The sequence below is a fragment of the Streptomyces sp. NPDC002513 genome, assembly GCF_053595355.1.
This window is the reverse complement of record NZ_JBSFXK010000019.1, coordinates 79,438-101,342: the sequence shown is the minus strand read 5'-3', so window position 1 is coordinate 101,342 and position 21,905 is coordinate 79,438. Positions and strand designations below refer to the sequence as shown.

Genomic DNA, 21,905 nt, shown 5'->3' with positions numbered 1-21,905 from the left:
TGAAGCCCTCATACGGGTGAACCCCTTCCGCCGGGGGCGACGAGTCCCCCGCCAAGGCGAAAGAAGGCGCGCTCCATGGCCACTCTGTGCAGACCCGCGGTTTCCGTTCCCGAGTATGTGATCACGATGGAGGAGACGCTCGAACTGGCACGCTCCCGCCACGCGGACCACCCCAACCTCCCGCTGGCGCTGCGGCTGATCGAGAACACCGGGGTCGAGACCCGGCACATCGTGCAACCCATCGAGGAGACCCTGAAGCACCCCGGCTTCGAGGAGCGCAACAATCTCTACGAGGCCGAGGCGAAGGCCCGGGTGCCCGCTGTCGTCCAGCGGGCGCTGGACGACGCCGAACTGCTCACCACGGACATCGACGTGATCATCTATGTGTCGTGCACGGGGTTCATGATGCCCTCGCTGACCGCGTGGCTGATCAACACGATGGACTTCAACACCGACACCCGGCAGCTACCCATCGCCCAGCTGGGCTGCGCCGCGGGCGGCGCAGCCATCAACCGGGCGCACGACTTCTGCACGGCCTACCCGGACGGCAACGCGCTCATCGTGGCCTGCGAGTTCTGCTCGCTGTGCTACCAGCCCACCGACCTCGGGGTCGGCTCCCTGCTGTCCAACGGCCTGTTCGGCGACGGCATCGCGGCCGCCGTCGTCCGCGGCAAGGGCGGCACCGGCGTCAAGCTGGAGCGCAACGGTTCCTACCTGATCCCCAAGACCGAGGAGTGGATCGCGTACGACGTCCGGGCCACCGGCTTCCACTTCCTGCTGGACAAACGGGTGCCGACGACGATGGAACCGCTCGCGCCGGCCTTGCAGGAGCTGGCACGCCGGCACGGCTGGAACGCCTCCGACCTGGACTTCTACATCATCCACGCGGGCGGTCCGCGGATCCTGGACGACCTGAGCAAGTTCCTGCGGGTGCCGTCGGAGGCCTTCCGGTTCAGCCGGGCCACGCTGACCGAGTACGGCAACATCGCGAGCGCCGTCGTCCTGGACGCGCTGCGCCGGCTGTTCGAGGCGGGCGGCGCCGATCACACGGCACGGGGGCTGCTGGCCGGTTTCGGGCCCGGTATCACGGCGGAAATGGCCCTGGGCCGCTGGCATGTCTCCGGGAACGGAAAGAAGTGAACGTGACGACGACCGACAGGGTGGCGGCGGCCGAGGGACTGTTCGTTCCGCCCGGCCATGGCCGCGTCGTACGGACGCCGGCGCAGCACGTGACGTTCAAGGTGACCGGCTCGCACTCGCGCATGGCGTCCACGTTCGAGGTGATCGTGCCGCCGGGCTTCGACGTCGGCGCCCATGTCCACACCCGCAGCGAGGAGCTGTTCTACGTCCTCGAGGGCGAGCTGGACGTGCTGGCCTTCGAGCCGCGCGTACGGACCCCCGACCGCTGGCAGAAGTGGGAGTCGGCATCGGGCCGCCGGGTGGTACGGGCGACTCCGGGCACGGTCATCGTCGTACCGCCGGGCTGCCCCCACGCGTTCGCGAACCCGACGGAGACCCCCGCGAAGATGTTCTTCCAGGCCTCTCCGCCGCCGGATCACGAGCGCTACTTCGAGGAACTGCTGGAGATTCTCGCGGACGGGGGTCCGCCGGACCAGGAAGCGATCGAGGCGCTGCGCCGGCGCTACGACATCGAGCAGCTCACACCGCTCAGGCACCGCTGAGCCCTGGGGCCGGCCGCACGCCTGCCCGCGTGGACCCCGCCGCCGGGCGGCGGCCCAGGAGCTGACGGGACGACACCCGCCACGACGGAGCGCGTGGCGGGCACGGAACGGCAGGCGCGCGGGCAAGCAGGCAAGCAGCGGGCAAGCGGGCACGCAGGGGCGTGCTAGCGGATCGGCATGCCCGACAGGGTTCGCGCGATCACCAGCCGCTGGATCTCGCTGGTGCCCTCGAAGATGGTGTAAATAGCCGCGTCGCGGTGCATCCGCTCCACCGGGTACTCCCGGGTGTAGCCGTTGCCCCCGAGGATCTGGATGGCCTGCGCGGTGACCTTCTTCGCCGTCTCGCTGGCGAACAGCTTCGACATGGAGCCCTCGGCCGCCGTGAAGGGCTTGCCGTTGACCGCCATCCACGAGGCGCGCCACACCAGCAGCCGGGCGGCGTCGATCTGCGTGCGCATGTCCGCGAGCTGGAACGCGACGCCCTGGTTGTCGATGATCGGCCGGCCGAACTGCTCGCGCGTGCGCGCGTAGTCGAGGGCCACCTCGTACGCGGCCCGGGCGGTGCCCACGGCCATCGCGCCGACGGCCGGACGGGAGGCCTCGAAGGTGGCCATGGCCGCGTTCTTCACCCGGCCGCCCTCCTTCGCCTTCTCCCGGGCGCGGGCGAGGCGCTCGTCCAGCTTCTCCTTGCCGCCGAGCAGACAGGAGCCGGGGACGCGGACGTTGTCGAAGATCACCTCGGCGGTGTGCGAGGCGCGGATGCCGTGCTTCTTGAACTTCTGGCCCTGGGCGAGGCCCGGGGTGTTCGGCGGGACGATGAAGGAGGCGTGTCCCTTGGAGCCCAGCTCCGGTTCGACGACCGCGACCACGACGTGGACATTGGCTATGCCGCCGTTGGTGGCCCAGGTCTTGGTGCCGTTGATCACCCACTCGTCCTTGGCCTCGTCGTAGACGGCGCGCGTGCGCAGGGAGGCGACGTCGGAGCCGGCGTCGGGCTCCGAGGAGCAGAAGGCGGCCACCTTGACATCGTTGGCATCGCCGTACATCTGGGGAATCCAGGTACCGATCTGCTCCTCGGTGCCGTTGGCGAGGACGCCCACGGCCGCGAGTCCGGTGCCGACGATCGACAGCGCGATGCCCGCGTCACCCCAGAACAGCTCCTCCATCGCCATGGGGATGCCGAGACCGGTGGCGTCGAAGTACTGCTGGGCATAGAAGTCGAGGGAGTAGATGCCGACCTTGGCGGCCTCCTGGATGACCGGCCAGGGAGTCTCCTCACGCTCGTCCCATTCGGCGGCCGCGGGACGGATCACATCGGCGGCGAAGCCGTGCAGCCAGTCGCGGACCTCCTTCTGTTCGTCGTTGAGCTCCATGGTGAACTCGGCCATGTCCCCTCCAGCACTGCGCTAACCTGTTACTTGCGGTAACTTCAGTCTGTTACTCGCCAGTAGGAGAAGTCAACTCCCAGGCCGAAGCGGTCGTCGCGACGGACGGTCGGCCGCTCGTTCGATACTGACCCGCCTTTCAGTGTTAGTTTGCGCAGGCGTCACCGATTCAGCACGGGTGGGGAGAGATCATGGACACCACGCAGCGGGCCGAGCAGCAGCGGTCCGCCGACCGCCGACGGCGCGAGCTGCTGGAGGCCGCCGACCGGGTGGTGCTGCGCGACGGCCCCGGGGCCTCGATGAACGCCATCGCCGCCGAGGCCGGCATCACCAAGCCGATCCTCTACCGCCACTTCGGCGACAAGGGCGGGCTGTACGCCGCGCTCGCCAAGCGCCACACGGACGCGCTGCTCGACTCGCTGCGGGCGGCGCTGGACGCCCCGGCCGACCGGCGGGAGCGGGTGGAGGCCACCCTGGACACCTATCTCGCGGCCATCGAGGCACGGCCGCAGGTCTACCGCTTCCTGATGCATCCGGCGGAGGGCGGCTCACAGAACGACCAGGGCTTCGACACCGGCCGGCACTCCATCCCGGTGCTGCGCCGCATGGGCGAGGAACTGGGCCAGGTCATCGAGGAGCGCCTGGACCTCGGTCCGGACAGCCACCAGCTCGCCCGGGTGTGGGGACACGGCATCGTCGGCATGATGCACGCCGCCGGTGACTGGTGGCTGGGTGAACGGCCCTGCTCCCGGGCGGAGTTGGTGCGCAGCCTGGCGGACCTGCTCTGGGGCCGGCTGGCGGCCGCCGGGGACCGCGTCGGCGGCCCCCGGTTCTGAGTCCCCCGCCGCCCGACAGCTCGTCGCGGCCGGTCACGCCGGCACGGCGGGAGCCGTGGGATGCCGCAGGGTGTCCCGCGACGCCGAGGAATGTCGCGGGCGCGCTCCTAGCGGGGCGCCCTGCGCCGCCATTGCCACAGGGCCTTGCGCTGCCGCCAGCCGCCGAGCCGGTCCACGTACAGCCCCCCGTCGAGGTGGTCGCACTCGTGCTGCAGGCACCGCGCGAACCAGCCCGTCCCCTCCACCCGCACCGGCTCGCCGTCCACCGTACGGCCCTCGACGACCGCGCGGTCGTACCGCTCCGTGCCCGCCTCCAGGCCCGGCAGGGACAGACACCCTTCCGGTCCGCGCAGCACCACACCATCCACCTCGACGAGCCGTGGGTTCACCACATGCCCCAGATGGCGCACCTCCTCGTCGTCCGGGCAGTCGTACACGAACACCCGCAGCGCTTCGCCGATCTGGTTCGCCGCCAGACCCACGCCCCGCGCGGCGTACATGGTGGCGAACATGTCCTCGACGAGCCGGGCCAGTTCGGGGCCGAAGTCGGTGACCTCCGCGCCCGGGGTGCGCAGCACGGGGTCGCCGAGCAGGGTGAGGGGCCGGACGTGCCCTCGGGCGCCCGGAAGGGAACGGTGTCGCATGGCGGCAAGGGTACGGTCGTCAGGGCCGCGTGGGCGCCGGGGTGGTGCCACGGTTCGGGGGCGTGAACGGATCTCGATAGGCTGAGGTTCACACGTTGCCGGGACTGGGCGCGGCGCCGTACGCAAGGAGGATCGAGAACTGATGGCAGGCAACTCGGACCCGCTGACGCCGCGGGCCAAGCTGGCCGTGACCGCAGGCAAGGCGGTCGCTGCGGCATCGCGCGCCGCGGGGCGCGGCAGCGGATCGGTGATCGGCGGCCGAGTGGCGCTCAAACTCGACCCCGATCTGCTCGCCCGGCTCGCCCAGCACCTGGACGTCGTCCTGGTCTCGGCGACCAACGGCAAGACGACCACCACCCGGCTGATCGCGGAGGCGCTGCGCGCCGCGGGCCCGGTCGTCTCCAACGCGCTCGGCGCCAACATGCCCGCCGGCATCACCTCGGCGCTGGCCGGCGGCTCGGACGCCAAGTTCGGTGTCATCGAGGTCGACGAGAAGTACCTCGCCGGGGTCGCCCGGGACACCGACCCGAAGTGCATCGCGCTGCTCAACCTCTCGCGCGACCAGCTCGACCGCGCCGCCGAGACCCGGATGCTCGCCGAGAACTGGCGTGAGGGCCTGGCCGGCTCCAAGGCCGTGGTCGTCGCCAACGCCGACGACCCGCTGGTGGTGTGGGCCGCCTCGTCGTCGCCGAACGTGATCTGGGTCGCAGCCGGCCAGATGTGGAAGGACGACGCCTGGTCCTGCCCGTCCTGCGGCGGTGTGATGCAGCGTCCCGGCGACGACTGGTTCTGCGGCGAGTGCGGCTTCCGCCGGCCGACCCCGTCCTGGGTGCTCTCGGGTGACCACGTTCTCGACCCGCGCGGCTCCGCCTGGCCGATCCACCTCCAGCTGCCGGGCCGCGCCAACAAGGCCAACGCCACCAGCTCGGCCGCCGTCGCCGCCGTCTTCGGCGTGCCCCCGCAGGTCGCGCTGGAGCGCATGTACCAGGTGCAGGCGGTGGCCGGACGCTACGACGTCGTCCAGTTCCAGGGCCGTGACCTGCGTCTGCTGCTCGCGAAGAACCCGGCCGGCTGGCTGGAGACGTTCTCGCTGATCGACCCGCCGCCGACCCCGGTGGTCCTCTCGGTGAACGCGCGCGGCGCGGACGGCACCGACACGTCCTGGCTGTGGGACGTCGACTACACGCGGCTCACCGGGCACCCGATCTTCGTCCTCGGCGACCGGAGGCTGGACCTCGCCGTACGCCTGGAAGTCGCCAACCAGTCCTTCCAGGTCTGCGACGACCTCGACCAGGCCGTCCAGCTCGCTCCGCCGGGCCGGATCGAGGTCATCGCGAACTACACCGCGTTCCAGGACCTGCGCCGCCGCGTCGGCAACTGACCACGAAGGACGATCATCGAATGAGTGACAACAGTCTGCGCCTGGTGTGGATCTACCCGGACCTGCTGAGCACCTACGGCGACCAGGGCAACGCGCTCGTGGTGGAGCGCCGGGCCCGCCAGCGCGGCCTCGACGTGGCCCGGCTCGACGTACGCAGCGACCAGCCGATCCCCACGTCCGGCGACATCTACCTGATCGGCGGCGGTGAGGACCGTCCGCAGCGGCTCGCGGCCGAGCGGCTGCGCCGTGACGGCAATCTGTACCGGGCCGTGGAGAACGGCGCGATCGTGTTCTCCGTCTGCGCCGGCTACCAGATCCTCGGCCACGAGTTCATCAACGACCTCGGGCAGCGCGAGCCGGGCCTCGGCCTGCTGGACGTGGTCTCGGTGCGCGGCGAGGGCGACCGGAACGTCGGCGACGTCCTCGCGGACATCGACCCGCGGCTCGGCCTGCCCCAGCTCACCGGCTTCGAGAACCACCAGGGCGTCACACACGTCGGCCCGAACGCCCGCCCGTTGGCACAGGTGCGGCTCGGCAACGGCAATGGCACGGGTGACGGCACGGAGGGCGCGTACAACGGGACGGTCTTCGGCACGTACATGCACGGTCCCGTGCTCGCGCGCAACCCGCTGATCGCCGACCTGCTGCTCAAGCTGGCGCTCGACGTCAACGCCCTTCCGCCGGTCGACGACCACTGGTACGAGGCGCTGCGCAACGAGCGGATCACGTCCGCGCAGCAGCCCGCCTAGAGCCCGGCCGAAGCGCTCCCGAAACGGTTCCGCGGCGCGCGCCCGGCGACCCGTACACCTCTCGGTCCTCCAGGCGTAACCAGCCCGTCTGACGCCTCATCCGCACAGGTGAGCAGGTGCGTCCAGCAGGCGGACGCACGGTGCTTCCCCGCCCCCCGCCGCCGGTAGGGTGGCGGGGATCGAGCCGGACAATGTGGTCCGGACCCGGCTCACACGGAGAAGGTTGTTTCGGGCTATGCGCATTGGTGTCCTCACGTCCGGCGGCGACTGCCCCGGCCTGAACGCCGTCATCCGGTCCGTCGTGCACCGCGCCGTCGCCGACCACGGCGACGAGGTCATCGGCTTCCGGGACGGCTGGAAGGGCCTTCTGGAGTGCGACTACCTCAAGCTCGACCTCGACGCGGTGAGCGGCATCCTGGCTCGCGGCGGCACCATCCTCGGCTCCTCCCGGGTCCGGCCGGAGCACCTGCGGGACGGCGTGGAGCGGGCCCGGGGCCATGTCGAGGAACTGGGGATCGACGCGATCATCCCGATCGGCGGTGAGGGCACGCTCAAGGCGGCCCGGCTGCTGTCCGACAACGGGCTGCCGATCGTCGGCGTGCCCAAGACCATCGACAACGACATCGCGGTCACGGACGTCACCTTCGGCTTCGACACGGCCGTGGGCGTGGCGACCGAGGCCCTGGACCGGCTGAAGACCACCGCCGAGTCCCATCAGCGCGTGCTCATCGTGGAGGTCATGGGCCGCCACACCGGCTGGATCGCGCTGCACTCCGGCATGGCCGCCGGTGCCCACGCGATCGTCGTGCCGGAACGCCCCTTCGACATCGAGGAGTTGGCGGCCCGGGTCGGCGAGCGGTTCGACGCCGGCAAGCGGTTCGCGATCGTGGTGGCCGCCGAGGGCGCCAAGCCGAAGCCGGGCACGATGGAGTTCGACGAGGGCGGCAAGGACGTCTACGGCCACGAGCGCTTCGCCGGCATCGCCCGCCAGCTCTCGATCGAGCTGGAGCAGCGGCTCGGCAAGGAGGCGCGTCCGGTGATCCTCGGGCACGTCCAGCGCGGCGGCACGCCGACGGCGTACGACCGCGTGCTCGCCACCCGCTTCGGCTGGCACGCCGTGGAGGCGGCGCACCGCGGCGAGTTCGGGAAGATGACCGCGCTGCGCGGCACGGACATCCTGATGGTGCCGCTGGCGGAGGCGGTCGAGACGCTGAAGACGGTGCCGCAGGAAAGGTACGCCGAGGCCGAGTGCGTCCTGTAGTACGGGGCCGGTCTCATGGGAGCCGGTCCGGCGAGGGCCGGTCCCGTGGGAACCGGTTTCGTGCGGTGCGGGACTGATCGCGTACGCCATCGCGGAGTCCGCCCCCGGTCACAGCGACGACCTGGGGCGGTTCTACTCTGGTGCGGACAGACAGCGCACAACCCCCACGAATCAGGAGCCGGCGGATGGACCACAGCGGGCACGGCATGCACGGCATGACCATGGATCTGCCGCCGTTCACGCTGGGGAGGGGCCTGGAGTGGTCCGCCGACCCGTTCTTCCTCGTCGCCTGCCTGGTCGGGCTGGGGCTGTACGGGTGGGGCGTGGCCCGGCTCACACGGCGCGGGGACAAGTGGCCGGTGGGCCGGACCGTGTCGTACGTCATCGGCGTGCTGACGGTGATGCTGGTCATGTGCACCAAGCTGAATGACTACGGCATGGTCATGTTCAGCGTGCACATGGTGCAGCACATGGTGATCAGCATGCTCTCGCCGATCCTGCTGCTGCTCGGCGCCCCGATCACGCTGGCGCTGCGCGCGCTGCCCACCGCGGGCCGCGGCCGCAAGGGTCCGCGCGAGCTGCTGCTGATGCTGCTGCACAGCCGCTACGTGCGGATCATCACCCACCCGGCGTTCACCATCCCGCTGTTCATCGCGAGCCTGTACGGGCTGTACTTCACGCCGCTCTTCGACTTCCTGATGCAGTCCAGGGCCGGGCACATCGCGATGATGGTCCACTTCCTCGCCGTCGGTGTGGTGTTCTTCTGGCCGATCATGGGCGTCGACCCCGGCCCGCACCGCCCCGGCTACCTGATGCGGATGCTGGAGCTGTTCGCGGGCATGCCGTTCCACGCGTTCTTCGGCATCGCGCTGATGATGGCGTCCACGCCGATGGTCGCCGCCTACCGGCACCCGCCCGCCTCACTCGGCATCGACGCCCTCGCGGACCAGACCTCGGCGGGGGGCATCGCCTGGGCGTTCAGCGAGGTCCCCTCCGTGCTGGTGCTCCTGGCGCTGCTGTTCCAGTGGTACGGCTCGGAACAGCGGCAGGCCAAGCGGAAGGACCGGGCCGCGGACCGCGACGGCGACAAGGAACTCGAGGCGTACAACGCCTATCTGGCCTCACTCAACGCACACGGCCGCTGAGTTCCGTCACACCGCGCGCCGGCCGGCCGGGCAGGGGCCGCGCCCCCCGCGTCGTACGGGCACGACGTGCCCTGCGGGGCGGGCGGGGCGGGATGCGGCCCGCCCCGCCCGCGGCGAGCCGCGTCCGGGGAAGCCGCGTGGTCGTGTGCACCGTTCGCAGGCAGAACGGGGCACCATGGGGAGAACCGAACCATGAGGAGGGTGTTGCGATGCCCGGTTCCACGAAGACGATGGGGGTGCTCACCGTCGGTGGGCTCGTGGTGGTGACGGCCTACACGGTGGCGCTCGGCGGCAGCGGCTGGCTGTGGTTCGGCTGGGTCGTGCTCGGCCTGATCACTCTCGCCATGGTCCTCACCCGCGACACCTGAGGCTCACTCCCGGGGCAGCCGCCGGGACGAGTGCACTCCCGGCTGGTACTTCGGCAACCGGGCGGTGATCTTCATGCCCGCGCCCGGGGCGGTCTCGACGACGAGCCCGTGATCGTCGCCGTAGACCTGGCGCAGCCGGTCGTCCACGTTGGACAGGCCGATGCCGCCGGAGGGTCCGGCCTCCCCGGCGAGGATGCGGCGCAGCAGCTCCGGGTCCATTCCGGCGCCGTCGTCCTCGATGACGACCACGGCCTCGGCGCCCGCGTCCTGGGCGGTGATGCCGATGCGGCGCTTGTCGGTGGTGCCCTCCAGCCCGTGTTTGACGGCGTTCTCGACGAGCGGCTGGAGACACAGGAACGGCAGGGCGACCGGCAGCACCTCGGGGGCGATCTGCAGGGTGACCGAGAGCCGGTCGCCGAAGCGGGCCCGTACGAGCGCCAGGTACTGGTCGATGGCGTGCAGTTCGTCGGCGAGCGTGGTGAAGTCGCCGTGCCGGCGGAACGAGTAGCGGGTGAAGTCGGCGAACTCCAGCAGGAGTTCCCGGGCACGCTCGGGGTCGGTGCGCACGAACGAGGCGATCACCGCGAGCGAGTTGAAGATGAAGTGCGGGGAGATCTGGGCGCGCAACGCCTTGATCTCGGCCTCGATGAGCCGGGTACGGGACCGGTCGAGGTCCGCCAGCTCCAGTTGCACGGAGACCCAGCGGGCGACCTCGCCGGCGGCCCGGACGAGGACCGCGGACTCACGGGGCGCGCAGGCCACCAGCGTTCCGTGCACCCGGTCGTCGACGGTGAGCGGGGCGACGACGGCCCAGCGCAGCGGGCAGTCGGGGGTGTCGCAGTGGAGCCGGAAGGCCTCACCGCGACCGTTCTCCAGCGGGCCGCCGATCCGCTGGAGCACCTCGTCGCGGTGGTGCTCCCCCGCGCCGTCCCAGGCCAGCACGGACTCCCGGTCGGTGAGGCAGAGGGCGTCGGTGCCGAGCAGGGTGCGCAGCCGCCGCGCGGACCTGCGGGCCGTCTCCTCGGTGAGCCCGGCGCGCAGGGGCGGGGCGGCCAGGGAGGCGGTGTACAGGGTCTGGAAGGTGGCGTGCTCGACGGGCGTGCCGAGCCCGCCGAGGGTCTCGGGGCGCGCGGTGCGCCGCCCGAGCCAGAACCCGGCGGCGAGCAGCGGGAGCACGGCCACGCACAGACCCGCGAGGAAACCGCTCATGCCTCCGCCTCCGTGCGCAGTTCCTCGGGCAGATGGAACCGGGCCAGGATCGCGGCCGTCCCGGCCGGCACCCGGCCCGGTGTCGCCAGGGACACCAGCACCATGGTGAGAAACCCCAGCGGCACCGACCAGAGCGCCGGCCAGGCGAGCAGGGTGTGCGGGGTGCCGGTGCCCGGGTGGCCCGCCATGGTCATCGCGACCGCGACGAACGCCGAGCCGCCGCCGGCCAGCATCCCGGCCGCGGCGCCCGGCGGGGTCAGCCGTCGCCACCAGATGCCCAGCACGAGCAGCGGGCAGAACGAGGAGGCGGACACGGCGAACGCGAGACCCACCGCGTCGGCCACGGGCAGCCCGCCCACCAGGACGCTCGCCGCGAGCGGCACCGCCATGGCCAGCAGTGTGCCGAGCCGGAAGTGCCCGACGCCCCGCGTCGGCAGGACGTCCTGGGTGAGGACCCCGGCCACCGCCATGGTCAGGCCCGACGCGGTGGACAGGAACGCGGCGAAGGCCCCGCCCGCGACCAGGGCGCCCAGCAGGTCCCCGCCGAGACCGCCGGTCATCCGGCCGGGCAGCAGCAGGACGGCCGCGTCGGCGTTCCCGGTGAGGGTGAGTTCGGGGGCGTAGAGCCGGCCCAGCGCGCCGTAGACGGGCGGCAGCAGGTAGAAGGCGCCGAGCAGGGCGAGTACGGCGACGGTGGTGCGGCGTGCGGCGACCCCGTGCGGGCTGGTGTAGAAGCGGACGACGACGTGCGGCAGGCCCATGGTGCCGAGGAACGTCGCGCCGATCAGTCCGTACGTGGCGTACAGCGGGCGTTCCTCGCCGCCGGGGGCGGGTGGGGCCGAGAGATCGCCGGCGCCGCCCCGGTCGGTGACGGGGGCGGGGACGCGATCGCCCCGGTCGAAGGTCAGCCGGGTGCCGTGCCCGATGCGGTGGACGCCGGGGGTGAGGTGCACGCGCTGTGCCTCGTGGCGCCGGCCGTCGACGGTGCCCGTGGCGGTGACGGCGAGCGGGCGGGACAGCCTGAGGTCGAGGGTGTCGTCGACGCGGACGACCCGCTGCTCGCGGAAGGCCGGGGGTTCCGCGAACGCGGCGCGCGGGGCGCCGTCGCCCTGCCAGGCCACCGCCAGGAACAGCGCGGGGACGAGCAGGGCGGTGAGCTTGAGCCAGTACTGGAAGGCCTGGACGAAGGTGATGCTGCGCATGCCGCCCGCGGCGACCGTCGCGACCACCACCACGGCGACGAGGACCCCGCCGAGCGGCTCGGGCGCGCCGGTCAGCACGGCCAGGGTGAGCCCCGCGCCCTGGAGCTGGGGCAGCAGATACAGCCAGCCGACCCCGACGACGAATCCCCCGGCGAGGCGGCGCACCTGCGGGGAGGCGAGCCGGGCCTCCGCGAAGTCGGGCAGGGTGTAGGCGCCGGAGCGGCGCAGCGGGGCGGCCACGAACAGCAGCAGGACGAGATAGCCCGCGGTGTAGCCGACCGGGTACCACAGCATGCCGGGACCCTGGACGAGGACCAGTCCGGCGATGCCCAGGAAGGAGGCGGCGGAGAGGTACTCGCCGCTGATCGCGGCGGCGTTGAGGCGGGGGCCCACGGTGCGGGAGGCGACGTAGAAGTCCGAGGTGGTGCGGGAGACGCGCAGGCCGAAGGCGCCGACGAGGACGGTCGCGAGGACCACCAGGGCGACCGCGGGGACGGCGTAGTTCTGGTTCACGGGCGGCGCCTCAGCGGTCCTCGACCAGACGGACGAGGTCCTTCTCGTTGCGCTCGGCGCGGCGCACGTACCAGCGGGCGAGCAGGACCAGCGGCGGGTAGAGGCAGAAGCCGAGGACGGCCCATTCCAGCCCCTTGTTGCGGGTGGCGGCGAAGACCAGGGGCAGTGGCCCGACGAGGAGCACGAGCACCGAGAACGCGGTGAGGGCCGCGCGCAGTTGACTGCGCATCAGGGTGCGGACGTAGGTGTGGCCGAGGGTGGTCTGTTCGTCGATCTCGGTGCGCGGGCGGTAGTAGCCGAAGGTGCGGCGGGTGTGCCGGGGCGGCCCGGTGACGACGACCCGGCGCTCGGTGGGGTCCTGGGGCATGCCGCTCCTCACCGGCCCGTGGTCCGGCGCATCAGCAGGTCCCGCAGCTCGCGTGCGTGCCGACGGCTGACCTGGAGTTCGACGGAGCCGACGAGGACGCTCACCGTGCCCGCGTCGAGGCGGAGTTCGTCGATGTGCCGCAGGGCGACGAGGTGGCGGCGGTGGATGCGCAGGAAGCCGCGCCCGCGCCAGCGCTCCTCCAGGGCGGACAGCGGGATGCGGACGAGGTGGCTGCCCTGCGGGGTGTGCAGACGGGCGTAGTCGCCCTGGGCCTCGACATGGGTGATGTGCTCGACGGGAACGAACCGTGTCACCCCGCCCAGCTCGACCGGGAGGTGGTCCGGGTCGGGTTCGTGGACCGGGATCAGCGGTGCGGTCCGGCGTAGCTGCGCGGCCCGGCGCACCGCCTCCGCGAGCCGCTCGCGGCGCACGGGTTTGAGGACGTAGTCGACGGCCTTGAGGTCGAACGCATGCACGGCGAAGCCCTCGTGGGCGGTGACGAACACGACGAGCGGCGGCGCGGCGAGGCCGGTCAGCAGGCGGGCCATCTCCAGGCCGTCGAGCCCCGGCATATGGATGTCGAGGAAGACGACGTCGATCGCGTCGGGGCCGTCGGGTCCGCACTCCAGGGCGCGGTTGATACGGCGCAGCGCCTCGGTCGCGTCGCCCGCGCCCTCCGCGCTGCCGATCCGCGGATCGGCGTGCAGCAGATAGAGCAGTTCCTCCAGCGAGGGGAGTTCGTCGTCGACGGCGAGGGCGCGCAGCATGAACGTGGAGTGTAGGAGCATTCGGGACGCCTGGACATGGGCGAGCATGACGTTCCCGCTGGATACAGTGCCCGCATGAGCACCAGGCCAGCGCCGTTCGACGAACTCGACCGGAAGATCATCACCGCTCTGATGACGAACGCCAGGACCAGTTTCGCCGAGATCGGCGCGGCCATCGGCCTGTCGTCGACGGCGGTCAAGCGCCGGGTGGACCGGCTGCGCGAGTCGGGGGTGATCACCGGGTTCACGGCCACGGTGAAGCCGTCGGCGCTGGGCTGGCGCACGGAGGCGTATGTGGAGGTGTACTGCGAGGGCGCGGCGCCGCCCCGGCGCCTGACGGAGGTCGTGCGCAACCATCCGGAGATCACCGCGGCGATGACGGTGACCGGTGGGGCGGACGCGCTGCTGCATGTGCGGGCGCGCGATGTCGAGCACTTCGAGGAGGTGCTGGAGCGCATCCGCGCGGAGCCTTTCATCCGGAAGACGATCAGTGTGATGGTGCTGTCCCACCTCCTGCCGGAAAGTCCGGAGGCGGGCGCCAATCATGCGGCGCCCGACGACGCAGCAGACGTGCGCTGACCCAGCCGAAGACGCAGCGTTGCTGCGCGAACACGCAGCCATCGTTTCTTGTCGCCCGTCTTCGCTGCTTTCTACCTTTGTGTCAACCCTCACTGGACACCCCCAGGAAGCGGAGGACCCCCTCTGTGACCGACACCCGTGTGCCGCAGCGGCGGCGCTTCCTCGTCTGCGAACCCAGACACTTCGCCGTGCAGTATGCGATCAACCCGTGGATGCATCCCGACACGGAGGTCGACGTCGACCTGGCCCGGGAGCAGTGGCAGGCGCTGATCCGCGCCTACCGCGACCACGGCCATGCCGTCGACTCCGTGGAGCCGGTCCCCGGCCTGCCGGACATGGTGTTCGCCGCGAACTCGGCGGTCGTCGTCGACGGCCGGGTCTTCGGCTCCCACTTCCACGCCCCCGAGCGGCGCCCCGAGGCCGACCACTACGAGACGTGGTTCAAGACGGCCGGCTATGACGTGCACCGCTCCGCGTCCGTCTGCGAGGGCGAGGGCGACCTGGTCTGGACGGGACGCTACCTCCTGGCCGGCACCGGATTCCGTACGACGCGGGAGGCGCACCGCGAGGTACAGGAGTTCTTCGGTCACCCGGTCATCAGCCTGACCCTGGTGGACCCGTACTTCTACCACCTGGACACGGCGCTGTTCGTCCTCGACGACGAGAACATCGTCTACTACCCGGAGGCGTTCTCGCCCGGCAGCCGGGAGGTGCTCGCCCGGCTGTACCCGGACGCGGTGCTCGCGACCGGCGCGGACGCGATGGCCTTCGGGCTCAATTCCGTCTCCGACGGGCGCCATGTCTTCATCGCACCCCGGGCCGAGGCACTCGCCGCCCGGCTCGCCGACCACGGCTACGACCCCGTCCCCGTCGACCTCTCCGAGTTCCACAAGGCCGGCGGCGGCATCAAGTGCTGCACTCAGGAGATCCGTTCATGACCGCACCCGCCCGTACGCGTTCGTCCGACGAGCTGATCAGCGCCGAGCAGCCGGTTCTCGCGCACAACTACCACCCGCTGCCCGTGGTGGTGGCGCGCGCCGAGGGCACCTGGGTGGAGGACGTCGAAGGCCGCCGCTACCTCGACATGCTCGCCGGCTACTCGGCCCTCAACTTCGGGCACCGCAACCCGGTGCTGATCGAGGCGGCACACCGCCAGCTCGACCGTCTGACCCTCACCTCCCGCGCGTTCCACAACGATCAGCTCGCCGAGTTCGCGGAGTCCCTGGCCGCGCTGACCGGCCTGGACATGGTTCTGCCGATGAACACGGGCGCCGAGGCGGTGGAGAGCGCCGTCAAGGTGGCCCGCAAGTGGGCGTACGAGGTCAAGGGCGTGCCCGCCGACCAGGCGACGATCGTGGTGGCGGCCGGCAACTTCCACGGCCGTACGACGACGATCGTCAGCTTCTCCACCGACGAGACGGCACGGTCGGGCTTCGGCCCGTTCACCCCGGGCTTCCGGATCGTCCCGTACAACGACCTGGCCGCGCTGGAGGCGGCCGTCGACGAGACGACGGCGGCCGTGCTGATCGAGCCCATCCAGGGCGAGGCGGGTGTGATCATCCCCGACGACGGCTATCTCACCGGGGTCCGCGAGCTCACCCGTCGCGCCGGCTGCCTGTTCATCGCCGACGAGATCCAGTCGGGCCTCGGCCGCACGGGCAGCACCCTGGCCGTGGACCACGAGGACGTCGTGCCGGACGCGGTGCTGCTCGGCAAGGCGCTCGGCGGGGGCATCGTGCCGGTGTCCGCGGTGGTCGCGCGCCGTGAGGTCCTCGGTGTCCTGCGGCCGGGCGAGCACGGCTCGACGTTCGGCGGCAACCCGCTGGCCGCGGCGATCGGCTCGGCGGTCGTGGGGATCCTGGAGACGGGCGAGTTCCAGCGCCGGGCGGCCGAGTTGGGCGTGGTGCTGCGGGACGGCCTCACCGCGATGCTCGGCAAGGGTGTCGTGGGCTTCCGCTCGCGCGGGCTGTGGGCGGGCGTCGATGTCGACCCCGCCATCGGCACCGGCCGGGAGATCAGCGAGCGCCTCATGCGGGAAGGGGTCCTGGCCAAGGACACCCACGGCTCGACGATCCGGCTCGCCCCGCCGCTGACGATCACGGCCGAGGAGCTGGAATCGGCGCTGGGGTCCCTGGAGCGGGTCCTGACGGCCTGACCGGCGACGGCGGCACCCGGGAGCCCGAGCACCACGGGTCCCGGGTGCCGCCGTCCGCCGCCGGGTCCGAGGGCGTCGGCGCGCCGGTCAGGCCCACAGTCCCGTGAGGTCGAGCGCCTCGGCGGGTGTCCGCGCGTACCGCACGCCCGGCACCTGGCGGCCGTGGGCGTCGACGAGGCGCCAGCCGTCGCCGAGTTGGACCACGGGCACACCGCCCCGGCGCATGGCCAGGGCCAGCTCCGAGAGTGTGCCCCAGGAGCCGCCGACCACGATGACGGCGTCCCCGCTGTGGACGATCACGCTGTTGCGTGCCTGCCCGAGGCCGGTGGCGATCGCGACGCTCAGATCCGGCCCGGCCCCGCCCCGGTCGGGCCCCGGCAGGACTCCGACGACCAGGCCGTCGCGCGAGCGGGCGCCCGCCGCGACGGCGGCCATCACCCCGCCGTGCCCGCCGCAGATCACCACGGCTTGCCGCTCCGCCAGCAGTCGTCCCAGTTCATGGGCGAGGTTCCCCTCGCGCTCCCCGCACCGCGCCGGCCCACACACCGCCACCTGCACCGCCATGCCATGCCTCCTGACGGCCGCACGCCCCTGCCGTCCGCCGCGAGTACCCGGTGCGTGGGGGAGCTGCACACCCCGGGTGCCGATACCGGTGCCGGTGCCGTCACAGGTGCTGATGCGCGTGCCGGCCGGTGTGCCGGACGTCGTGCCGGGCGAGCAGCGAGAGCAGGTCAGCGACGCTCAGGTTCGCCTCCGCCGGGTGCCTGAGGAGGGTGCCGGGCTGGATGCGGTAGGTGTTGGAGCGCCCCTCGCGGCTGTGGGTGAGGTAGCCGGCCTGTTCCAGGTCCGCGATGATCTTCTGGACGGCGCGTTCGGTCAGCCGGCAGCGGGCCGCGATGTCGCGGATCCGGGTGGTTCGGTCGTCGGCGATCGCGGCCAGGACGCGTGCGTGGTTGGTGAGGAACGTCCACCCTATGTGCGGCTCAGGCACTCCACCCATATTGCCGAGGGTAGAGGGCCAGGTACATGAATACAAAATGACGAAAGGGACTTCGGGTCTGCCGGGACACCCGGGTGCCCCAGCTTCCCGCTCTTGGTCCTGATCTGTCGTGGAGACCGCTTCCACCTGCCGAAATGCGGGGCCGTACGCGCCATGCCACGCTGATCGGGGGCGGAGTCGCGCCCCCTGTCTCACCTCGTCGAGGAGTGAGCGGCCATGACCGACCGGGAACGCCACCCGTTCGAGGACGACTCGGGCCACCTCCGGGACATGACCGAGGAGACCCTGGGCATCCAGGAGCAGGCGCGCCAGGAGCGCCAGCACCGGCTGGAGGAGCAGCAGCAAGGCCGTCGCCGGGACGACGAGTCGTCGTCCGGACGCCCCCAGCAGGAAGATGACTACTATCTGTAATCGGTGACCGCACGGAAGCGGCCCTGCCACCCGTGCGCTTCGCGGTGTCTTCCCCTCACTCCGGCCCGGCCCCGGCCCGGGGGTCGGTTGCGAGTCGGGTCCGACCGGTTCCGGCCGATCGCGCCCGACCCTACACTGGCACCCCATCACATGCCGGTTGAGCTGCTGGAACACGGCGGGCGAGCCGATCCGCCGGAGTGAGGAGCAAGGCCCTTGTTCTACTACGTGCTCAAATACGTCCTTCTCGGCCCCCTGCTCAGACTGGTCTTCCGGCCGCGCATCGAGGGCCTCGACCATGTGCCGGCGACGGGGCCGGCCATCATCGCCGGCAACCATCTCTCGTTCTCCGACCACTTCCTGATGCCCGCGATCCTCAGACGCCGCATCACCTTCCTCGCGAAGGCCGAGTACTTCACCGGGCCCGGCGTCAAGGGCCGTCTCACCGCGGCGTTCTTCCGCAGCATCGGCCAGATCCCGGTGGACCGCTCCGGCAGGGAGGCCGGGCAGGCCGCGGTCCGCGAGGGCCTCCGCGTCCTGGGCGGGAACGATCTGCTGGGCATCTACCCGGAGGGCACCCGCTCCCACGACGGCCGCCTGTACAAGGGCAAGGTCGGTGTCGCCGTCATGGCCCTCAAGGCCCAGTGCCCCGTGATCCCCTGCGCGATGATCGGCACGTTCGAAGCCCAGCCGCCCGGCCGGACCATCCCCCACGTCCACCCCGTGACGATCCGCTTCGGCACGCCCCTGGACTTCTCCCGCTACACCGGCCTGGAGAACGAGAAGGCCGTGCTGCGCGCCGTCACCGACGAGATCATGTACGCCATCCTGTCCCTCTCCGGGCAGGAGTACGTCGACCGGTACGCGGCGGACGTCAAGGCCGAGGAGGCCGCGAAGGCGGGCGAGCGGGCGTCCAGGTTTCCGCGGATGCCACTGGGGTGAGCCCGGACGAGCCCGGGCACGACCAGGGGGCGGCCGGTGTCCGGCCGCCCCCTTCACGTGTGCGTCACGACGCGTGCGCGGGACCGCGCCCTGCGTCGGCGCCCGCGCCTTAAGGCTTCGGCGTGGCGTGCGGCGTGCACGTCACGTCCGCGCCGTCCGTCTTGCCGGTGAGCAGGTAGGTGTCCACCCGGCTGTTGATGCACGGGTTGACCAGACCGGTCACACCGTGGGAGCCCGCGTCCTTCTCGATGATCAGGCGGGAGCCCGTGAAGCGCTTGTGCAGTTCGACCGCGCCGTCGAACGGCGTGGCGGCGTCACGCGTGGACTGCACGATCAGGACGGTCGGCAGGCCCTTGCCGGTCTTCACGTTCAGCGGGGTCTGCTGCTTGACCGGCCATGTGGCGCACGGCAGGTTCATCCATGCGTTGGCCCATGTCATGAACGGGTAGCCCTTGTTGAGCCGGGTGTTGTCCCGGTCCCACTTCTGCCAGCTCGTGGGCCACTTGGCGTCGGCGCACTCGACGGCCGTGTAGACGGCGTTGCCGTTCTCGGAGGCGATGTTGCCCGCCGTGTCCGACAGGTCCGGCGCGGCCGCGTCGACGAGTGCCTGGGTGTCACCGGCCACGTACTTGCTGAACACGGTGGCGACCGGCACCCAGGAGGAGTCGTAGTACGGGGCGCTCTGGAAGAAGGAGATCAGCTCGGCCGGACCGACGACGCCACCGATCGGGTTCTTCTTCGCCGTGGCGCGCAGTCGGAGCCACTTCGCCTGCACCGCGTCACGGGTGGTGCCCAGGTGGAAGGCGGCGTCGTTCGCCGCGACCCAGTCCTCCCAGTCCTTCCACCGGCCCTCGAAGGCGACGTCCTGGTCCAGGTTGGCCTGGTACCAGATCTTCTCCCGCGAGGGGTTGACCACGCTGTCGACGATCATGCGGCGGAGGTGGCCCGGGAAGAGCGTGCCGTAGACGGCGCCGAGGTAGGTGCCGTACGAGACGCCCAGGTAGTTGAGCTTCTTCTCCCCCAGGCCGGCCCGGATGACATCCAGGTCGCGCGCGGTGTTGGGGGTGGTCATCTGCTCCAGCATCGTGCGGCCGGTGCGGTCGAGGCACCCCTCGGCGTACTCACGGGCGAGCTTGCGCTGGGCGGTCTTGTCGGCCTCCGTGTCGGGGACCGGGTCCGCCTTGGGTGCCTTCACGAACTCCTGCGGGTCCTCGCAGGAGATGGGCGCCGAGTGGCCGACACCGCGCGGGTCGAAACCGACGAAGTCGTAGGCCTTCGCGACGTTCGCCCAGATCGGGTTCTGGGTGGTGACCCGGCGCGGGAAGCGCAGCCCGGAGCCGCCGGGGCCGCCGGGGTTGTAGACCAGGGCGCCCTGGCGCTCCTGCCGGGTGCCGGTGTTCCCGATGCGGTCGACGGCCAGCTTGATCTGCTTGCCGTCCGGATAGGCGTAGTCGACCGGGACGGTGACCCAGCCGCACTGGATGGGCTTCTCGAGCCCCCAGCCGGCCGGGCAGTCCTTCCAGTCGATGCCGGCCTTGGCCGCACGCTGGGCGGCGATCGCCGCACCACGGGCCTCGCGGTCCTGACCGTGGCGCGAGTCGGCGGTGGCCGACGGTGCCGCCACGGCACCGGCTATCAAAGTCGCCGTGACGAGCGCCCCCGCGGAGGCGAGCGCGGTCACTCGTCTCGTCGGTCTGATTCCCCTCAAGTGGGACCTCCCCGTACAAGGTTGCGATAGGTACGGGGATCCTTGCCGCTGTGCGATCCCTGAGAACAGAGGGGACTTGGCTTCTTTACCAATCCGATAACCGGTACACCGCGTTCCGCGCAGCGGGCGGCCTCGGTCAGCCCAGCAGGCCCAGCGCCTCGGTCAGTGTCCGGCGCAGCCGCAGCGCGTCCGGCGCGAGAGCGGTGACGAGCGCACCGGGCCCGGCGAGCGGGGTGAGCGCGGCCCCCTCCCCCAGCGCCTGCGGCGCGACCGGTCGCCTCTGGAACTCCGGTCGTACGACGACGAGTTGGCCGAGCGCCCGGTGTCCCGCCAGGACGGCGGGCCCGTCCCATCCGCCGGGGGCGCCCGGTCCGCAGGCCACCTCCTGGTCGAGCAGCGGGCGCCCGGCGATCCGTACGGTCACACGACTGGTGAGCCGTCCGGGTTCCTCTCCGAAGCGGCCGAGGACCTGCTCCTCGCGGTACACGAGGCGGGCGCCCGGCGCGAGGTCGATCCGCGTGGAGACAGTCAGCTCGCTGCCCCGCACCGAGATCAACTGCTCGGGCAGCCAGCGCAGTTCGCCGTCGGCGGCCACATCGAGCCGGATGTCGTAGCGGGCCTCGCCCTTGGCCTGTCCGGGCAGGGCGAGGGTGGCGGCGGCCGAGCCCACCTGGAGCAGGGCGCCGCTGCCCACGGCCGCCTCGACCGTGAAGTGGTCTCCGCCGAGCGGTCCGCTCATCGCGCCCACGAGCATGGCCCGCGCCTCTTTGCCGCTCGCGCGTGTCCGGCGCAGCGCGAGCGGCCCCTCGCCCGCCAGCACCGGCAGGGATGTGCCGCCCCGGCCGTCGTCCCGGGCCACGATCCGCGCGGTGGCCCGTACCCCCGTCGTCACGCCGTCCACGCGGCGAGCCGTGCCCGCACCCAGCCGGCCACGTCGCCGACGCCGGACGCCGTCCGCAGGGACTGGAACACGACGGGCAGTCCGGCCCGCTGCGCCTTCGCGTCGGCCGCCATCCGGGCGAGATCGGACCCGACGTACGGCGCGAGATCGGTCTTGTTGACGACGAGCAGGTCCGCGGTGGTGACACCGGGGCCGCCCTTGCGCGGAATGTCGTCCCCGCCCGCGACGTCGATGACGAAGATCTGCGCGTCGACGAGCCCCCTGGAGAACGTGGCGGTGAGGTTGTCCCCGCCTGACTCGACGAGGATCAGGTCGAGCGGTCCGGCCTCGTCCTCCAGGTCCTCCACGGCTTCGAGGTTGGCGGAGATGTCGTCCCGGATGGCGGTGTGCGGACAGGCCCCCGTCTCCACGGCGGTGATCCGCTCGGGCGGCAGCACGGCCTCCCGCAGCAGGAACTCGGCGTCCTCACGGGTGTAGATGTCATTGGTCACGACGGCGAGGGACATCTCGTCCCGCAGGGCCCGGCAGAGCGCGGCGACGGTGGCGGTCTTGCCGGATCCGACGGGGCCGCCGAGCCCGATCCGCAGGGCACGCCGGGAACCGTCGGGCCGGCGGGCGTCGGCGCCTACGGCGGCGGGCCCGTCATGGGTGTGGTCGAGGTGCATGGAACGGCTCCTGTCTCATCGCTGGGGCTGGGGGTCCG

23 protein-coding genes and 1 pseudogene are annotated in these 21,905 nt (G+C 71.6%); 13 read left to right on the top strand and 11 right to left on the bottom strand.

The window, feature by feature from the left end:
* Nucleotides 1–69 precede the first annotated feature (69 nt).
* Together ACWD5Q_RS15790 and ACWD5Q_RS15785 are read left to right on the top strand one after the other, a co-directional pair.
* Nucleotides 70–1,140 (top strand): annotated as a pseudogene (locus ACWD5Q_RS15790) (type III polyketide synthase); the annotation flags it as partial.
* A 20-nt stretch (nucleotides 1,141–1,160) separates the two neighbouring features.
* On the top strand, nucleotides 1,161–1,682 hold the full coding sequence (locus ACWD5Q_RS15785; RefSeq protein WP_451427571.1) for a cupin domain-containing protein: 522 nt from the start codon (nucleotides 1,161–1,163) through the stop codon (nucleotides 1,680–1,682).
* 164 nt (nucleotides 1,683–1,846) lie between these two features.
* On the opposite strand, the gene ACWD5Q_RS15780 is transcribed toward ACWD5Q_RS15785, so the two are convergent.
* Complete coding sequence (locus tag ACWD5Q_RS15780) at nucleotides 1,847–3,070, bottom strand: acyl-CoA dehydrogenase family protein (RefSeq protein WP_451427552.1); 1,224 nt, start codon at nucleotides 3,068–3,070, stop codon at nucleotides 1,847–1,849.
* Between the two features lie 188 nt (nucleotides 3,071–3,258).
* Here ACWD5Q_RS15780 and ACWD5Q_RS15775 point away from each other — a divergent pair, with 188 nt between their 5' ends.
* A complete protein-coding gene (locus ACWD5Q_RS15775) occupies nucleotides 3,259–3,903 on the top strand; it encodes a TetR family transcriptional regulator (RefSeq protein WP_451427551.1) in 645 nt (214 codons plus the stop codon).
* A 107-nt stretch (nucleotides 3,904–4,010) separates the two neighbouring features.
* On the opposite strand, the gene def is transcribed toward ACWD5Q_RS15775, so the two are convergent.
* Complete coding sequence (gene def, locus ACWD5Q_RS15770; protein ID WP_451427550.1) at nucleotides 4,011–4,547, bottom strand: peptide deformylase; 537 nt, start codon at nucleotides 4,545–4,547, stop codon at nucleotides 4,011–4,013.
* A 142-nt stretch (nucleotides 4,548–4,689) separates the two neighbouring features.
* Between def and ACWD5Q_RS15765 the strand changes: the two genes are divergently transcribed.
* The 5 genes from ACWD5Q_RS15765 (at nucleotide 4,690) to ACWD5Q_RS15745 (ending at nucleotide 9,451) form a co-directional block, all read left to right on the top strand.
* Entirely contained in the window at nucleotides 4,690–5,928 is a 1,239-nt protein-coding gene (locus ACWD5Q_RS15765; RefSeq protein ID WP_451427549.1) for a MurT ligase domain-containing protein, read from the top strand.
* Nucleotides 5,929–5,948: 20 nt separating this feature from the next.
* Complete coding sequence (locus ACWD5Q_RS15760) at nucleotides 5,949–6,677, top strand: type 1 glutamine amidotransferase (RefSeq protein ID WP_451427548.1); 729 nt, start codon at nucleotides 5,949–5,951, stop codon at nucleotides 6,675–6,677.
* Nucleotides 6,678–6,912: 235 nt separating this feature from the next.
* Nucleotides 6,913–7,938, top strand: coding sequence for a 6-phosphofructokinase (locus ACWD5Q_RS15755; RefSeq protein WP_451427547.1), 1,026 nt, complete (start codon nucleotides 6,913–6,915; stop codon nucleotides 7,936–7,938).
* Nucleotides 7,939–8,123: 185 nt separating this feature from the next.
* A complete protein-coding gene (locus ACWD5Q_RS15750) occupies nucleotides 8,124–9,083 on the top strand; it encodes a cytochrome c oxidase assembly protein (protein WP_451427546.1) in 960 nt (319 codons plus the stop codon).
* Nucleotides 9,084–9,292: 209 nt separating this feature from the next.
* Nucleotides 9,293–9,451, top strand: a complete 159-nt coding sequence (locus ACWD5Q_RS15745; protein WP_361661175.1) for a hypothetical protein — start codon at nucleotides 9,293–9,295, stop codon at nucleotides 9,449–9,451.
* Nucleotides 9,452–9,454: 3 nt separating this feature from the next.
* Here the strand turns inward: ACWD5Q_RS15745 and ACWD5Q_RS15740 are convergent, their stop codons facing one another.
* The 4 genes from ACWD5Q_RS15740 to ACWD5Q_RS15725 are packed head-to-tail and all read right to left on the bottom strand — an operon-like array spanning nucleotide 9,455 to nucleotide 13,509.
* Entirely contained in the window at nucleotides 9,455–10,660 is a 1,206-nt protein-coding gene (locus ACWD5Q_RS15740) for a sensor histidine kinase (RefSeq protein ID WP_451427545.1), read from the bottom strand.
* On the bottom strand, nucleotides 10,657–12,375 hold the full coding sequence (locus ACWD5Q_RS15735; RefSeq protein WP_451427544.1) for a sodium/solute symporter: 1,719 nt from the start codon (nucleotides 12,373–12,375) through the stop codon (nucleotides 10,657–10,659). The genes ACWD5Q_RS15740 and ACWD5Q_RS15735 overlap by 4 nt, the downstream gene beginning before the upstream one ends.
* 10 nt (nucleotides 12,376–12,385) lie before the next feature.
* Nucleotides 12,386–12,742, bottom strand: a complete 357-nt coding sequence (locus ACWD5Q_RS15730) for a hypothetical protein (RefSeq protein ID WP_451427543.1) — start codon at nucleotides 12,740–12,742, stop codon at nucleotides 12,386–12,388.
* Between the two features lie 8 nt (nucleotides 12,743–12,750).
* A complete protein-coding gene (locus tag ACWD5Q_RS15725) occupies nucleotides 12,751–13,509 on the bottom strand; it encodes a LytR/AlgR family response regulator transcription factor (protein WP_451427570.1) in 759 nt (252 codons plus the stop codon).
* 75 nt (nucleotides 13,510–13,584) lie between these two features.
* Between ACWD5Q_RS15725 and ACWD5Q_RS15720 the strand changes: the two genes are divergently transcribed.
* From ACWD5Q_RS15720 to rocD, 3 genes are all read left to right on the top strand, one after another.
* The gene (locus ACWD5Q_RS15720; protein WP_451427542.1) at nucleotides 13,585–14,088 is read left to right on the top strand and encodes an Lrp/AsnC family transcriptional regulator; all 504 of its coding nucleotides are present in this window, start codon (nucleotides 13,585–13,587) and stop codon (nucleotides 14,086–14,088) included.
* A gap of 125 nt (nucleotides 14,089–14,213) precedes the next feature.
* Nucleotides 14,214–15,026: a dimethylargininase gene (gene ddaH, locus ACWD5Q_RS15715; RefSeq protein WP_451427541.1), complete on the top strand. Its 813-nt coding sequence runs from the start codon at nucleotides 14,214–14,216 to the stop codon at nucleotides 15,024–15,026.
* The gene (gene rocD / locus ACWD5Q_RS15710; protein WP_451427540.1) at nucleotides 15,023–16,243 is read left to right on the top strand and encodes an ornithine--oxo-acid transaminase; all 1,221 of its coding nucleotides are present in this window, start codon (nucleotides 15,023–15,025) and stop codon (nucleotides 16,241–16,243) included. Before ddaH ends, rocD begins: the two co-directional genes overlap by 4 nt.
* Nucleotides 16,244–16,330: 87 nt before the next feature.
* Here the strand turns inward: rocD and ACWD5Q_RS15705 are convergent, their stop codons facing one another.
* Both ACWD5Q_RS15705 and ACWD5Q_RS15700 read right to left on the bottom strand, forming a co-directional pair.
* Nucleotides 16,331–16,807 (bottom strand): TIGR00725 family protein, encoded by a 477-nt coding sequence (locus tag ACWD5Q_RS15705; RefSeq protein WP_451427539.1) that lies wholly within the window; start codon nucleotides 16,805–16,807, stop codon nucleotides 16,331–16,333.
* Nucleotides 16,808–16,907: 100 nt separating this feature from the next.
* The gene (locus ACWD5Q_RS15700; protein WP_451427538.1) at nucleotides 16,908–17,243 is read right to left on the bottom strand and encodes a MarR family transcriptional regulator; all 336 of its coding nucleotides are present in this window, start codon (nucleotides 17,241–17,243) and stop codon (nucleotides 16,908–16,910) included.
* A 216-nt stretch (nucleotides 17,244–17,459) separates the two neighbouring features.
* On the opposite strand from ACWD5Q_RS15700, the gene ACWD5Q_RS15695 reads away from it, so the two are divergent.
* The gene (locus ACWD5Q_RS15695; RefSeq protein WP_451427537.1) at nucleotides 17,460–17,654 is read left to right on the top strand and encodes a hypothetical protein; all 195 of its coding nucleotides are present in this window, start codon (nucleotides 17,460–17,462) and stop codon (nucleotides 17,652–17,654) included.
* A 213-nt stretch (nucleotides 17,655–17,867) separates the two neighbouring features.
* Nucleotides 17,868–18,593, top strand: a complete 726-nt coding sequence (locus ACWD5Q_RS15690) for a lysophospholipid acyltransferase family protein (protein WP_451427536.1) — start codon at nucleotides 17,868–17,870, stop codon at nucleotides 18,591–18,593.
* Nucleotides 18,594–18,702: 109 nt separating this feature from the next.
* Here ACWD5Q_RS15690 and ACWD5Q_RS15685 read toward each other — a convergent pair whose 3' ends face one another.
* The 3 genes from ACWD5Q_RS15685 to ureG all read right to left on the bottom strand — a co-directional run bounded on the left by ACWD5Q_RS15685 (nucleotide 18,703) and on the right by ureG (nucleotide 21,867).
* A complete protein-coding gene (locus tag ACWD5Q_RS15685) occupies nucleotides 18,703–20,301 on the bottom strand; it encodes an alpha/beta hydrolase (protein ID WP_451427535.1) in 1,599 nt (532 codons plus the stop codon).
* 136 nt (nucleotides 20,302–20,437) lie between these two features.
* Nucleotides 20,438–21,202, bottom strand: a complete 765-nt coding sequence (locus tag ACWD5Q_RS15680; protein WP_451427534.1) for an urease accessory protein UreD — start codon at nucleotides 21,200–21,202, stop codon at nucleotides 20,438–20,440.
* Entirely contained in the window at nucleotides 21,190–21,867 is a 678-nt protein-coding gene (gene ureG, locus ACWD5Q_RS15675; RefSeq protein ID WP_451427533.1) for an urease accessory protein UreG, read from the bottom strand. Before ureG ends, ACWD5Q_RS15680 begins: the two co-directional genes overlap by 13 nt.
* Nucleotides 21,868–21,905: the final 38 nt, after the last annotated feature.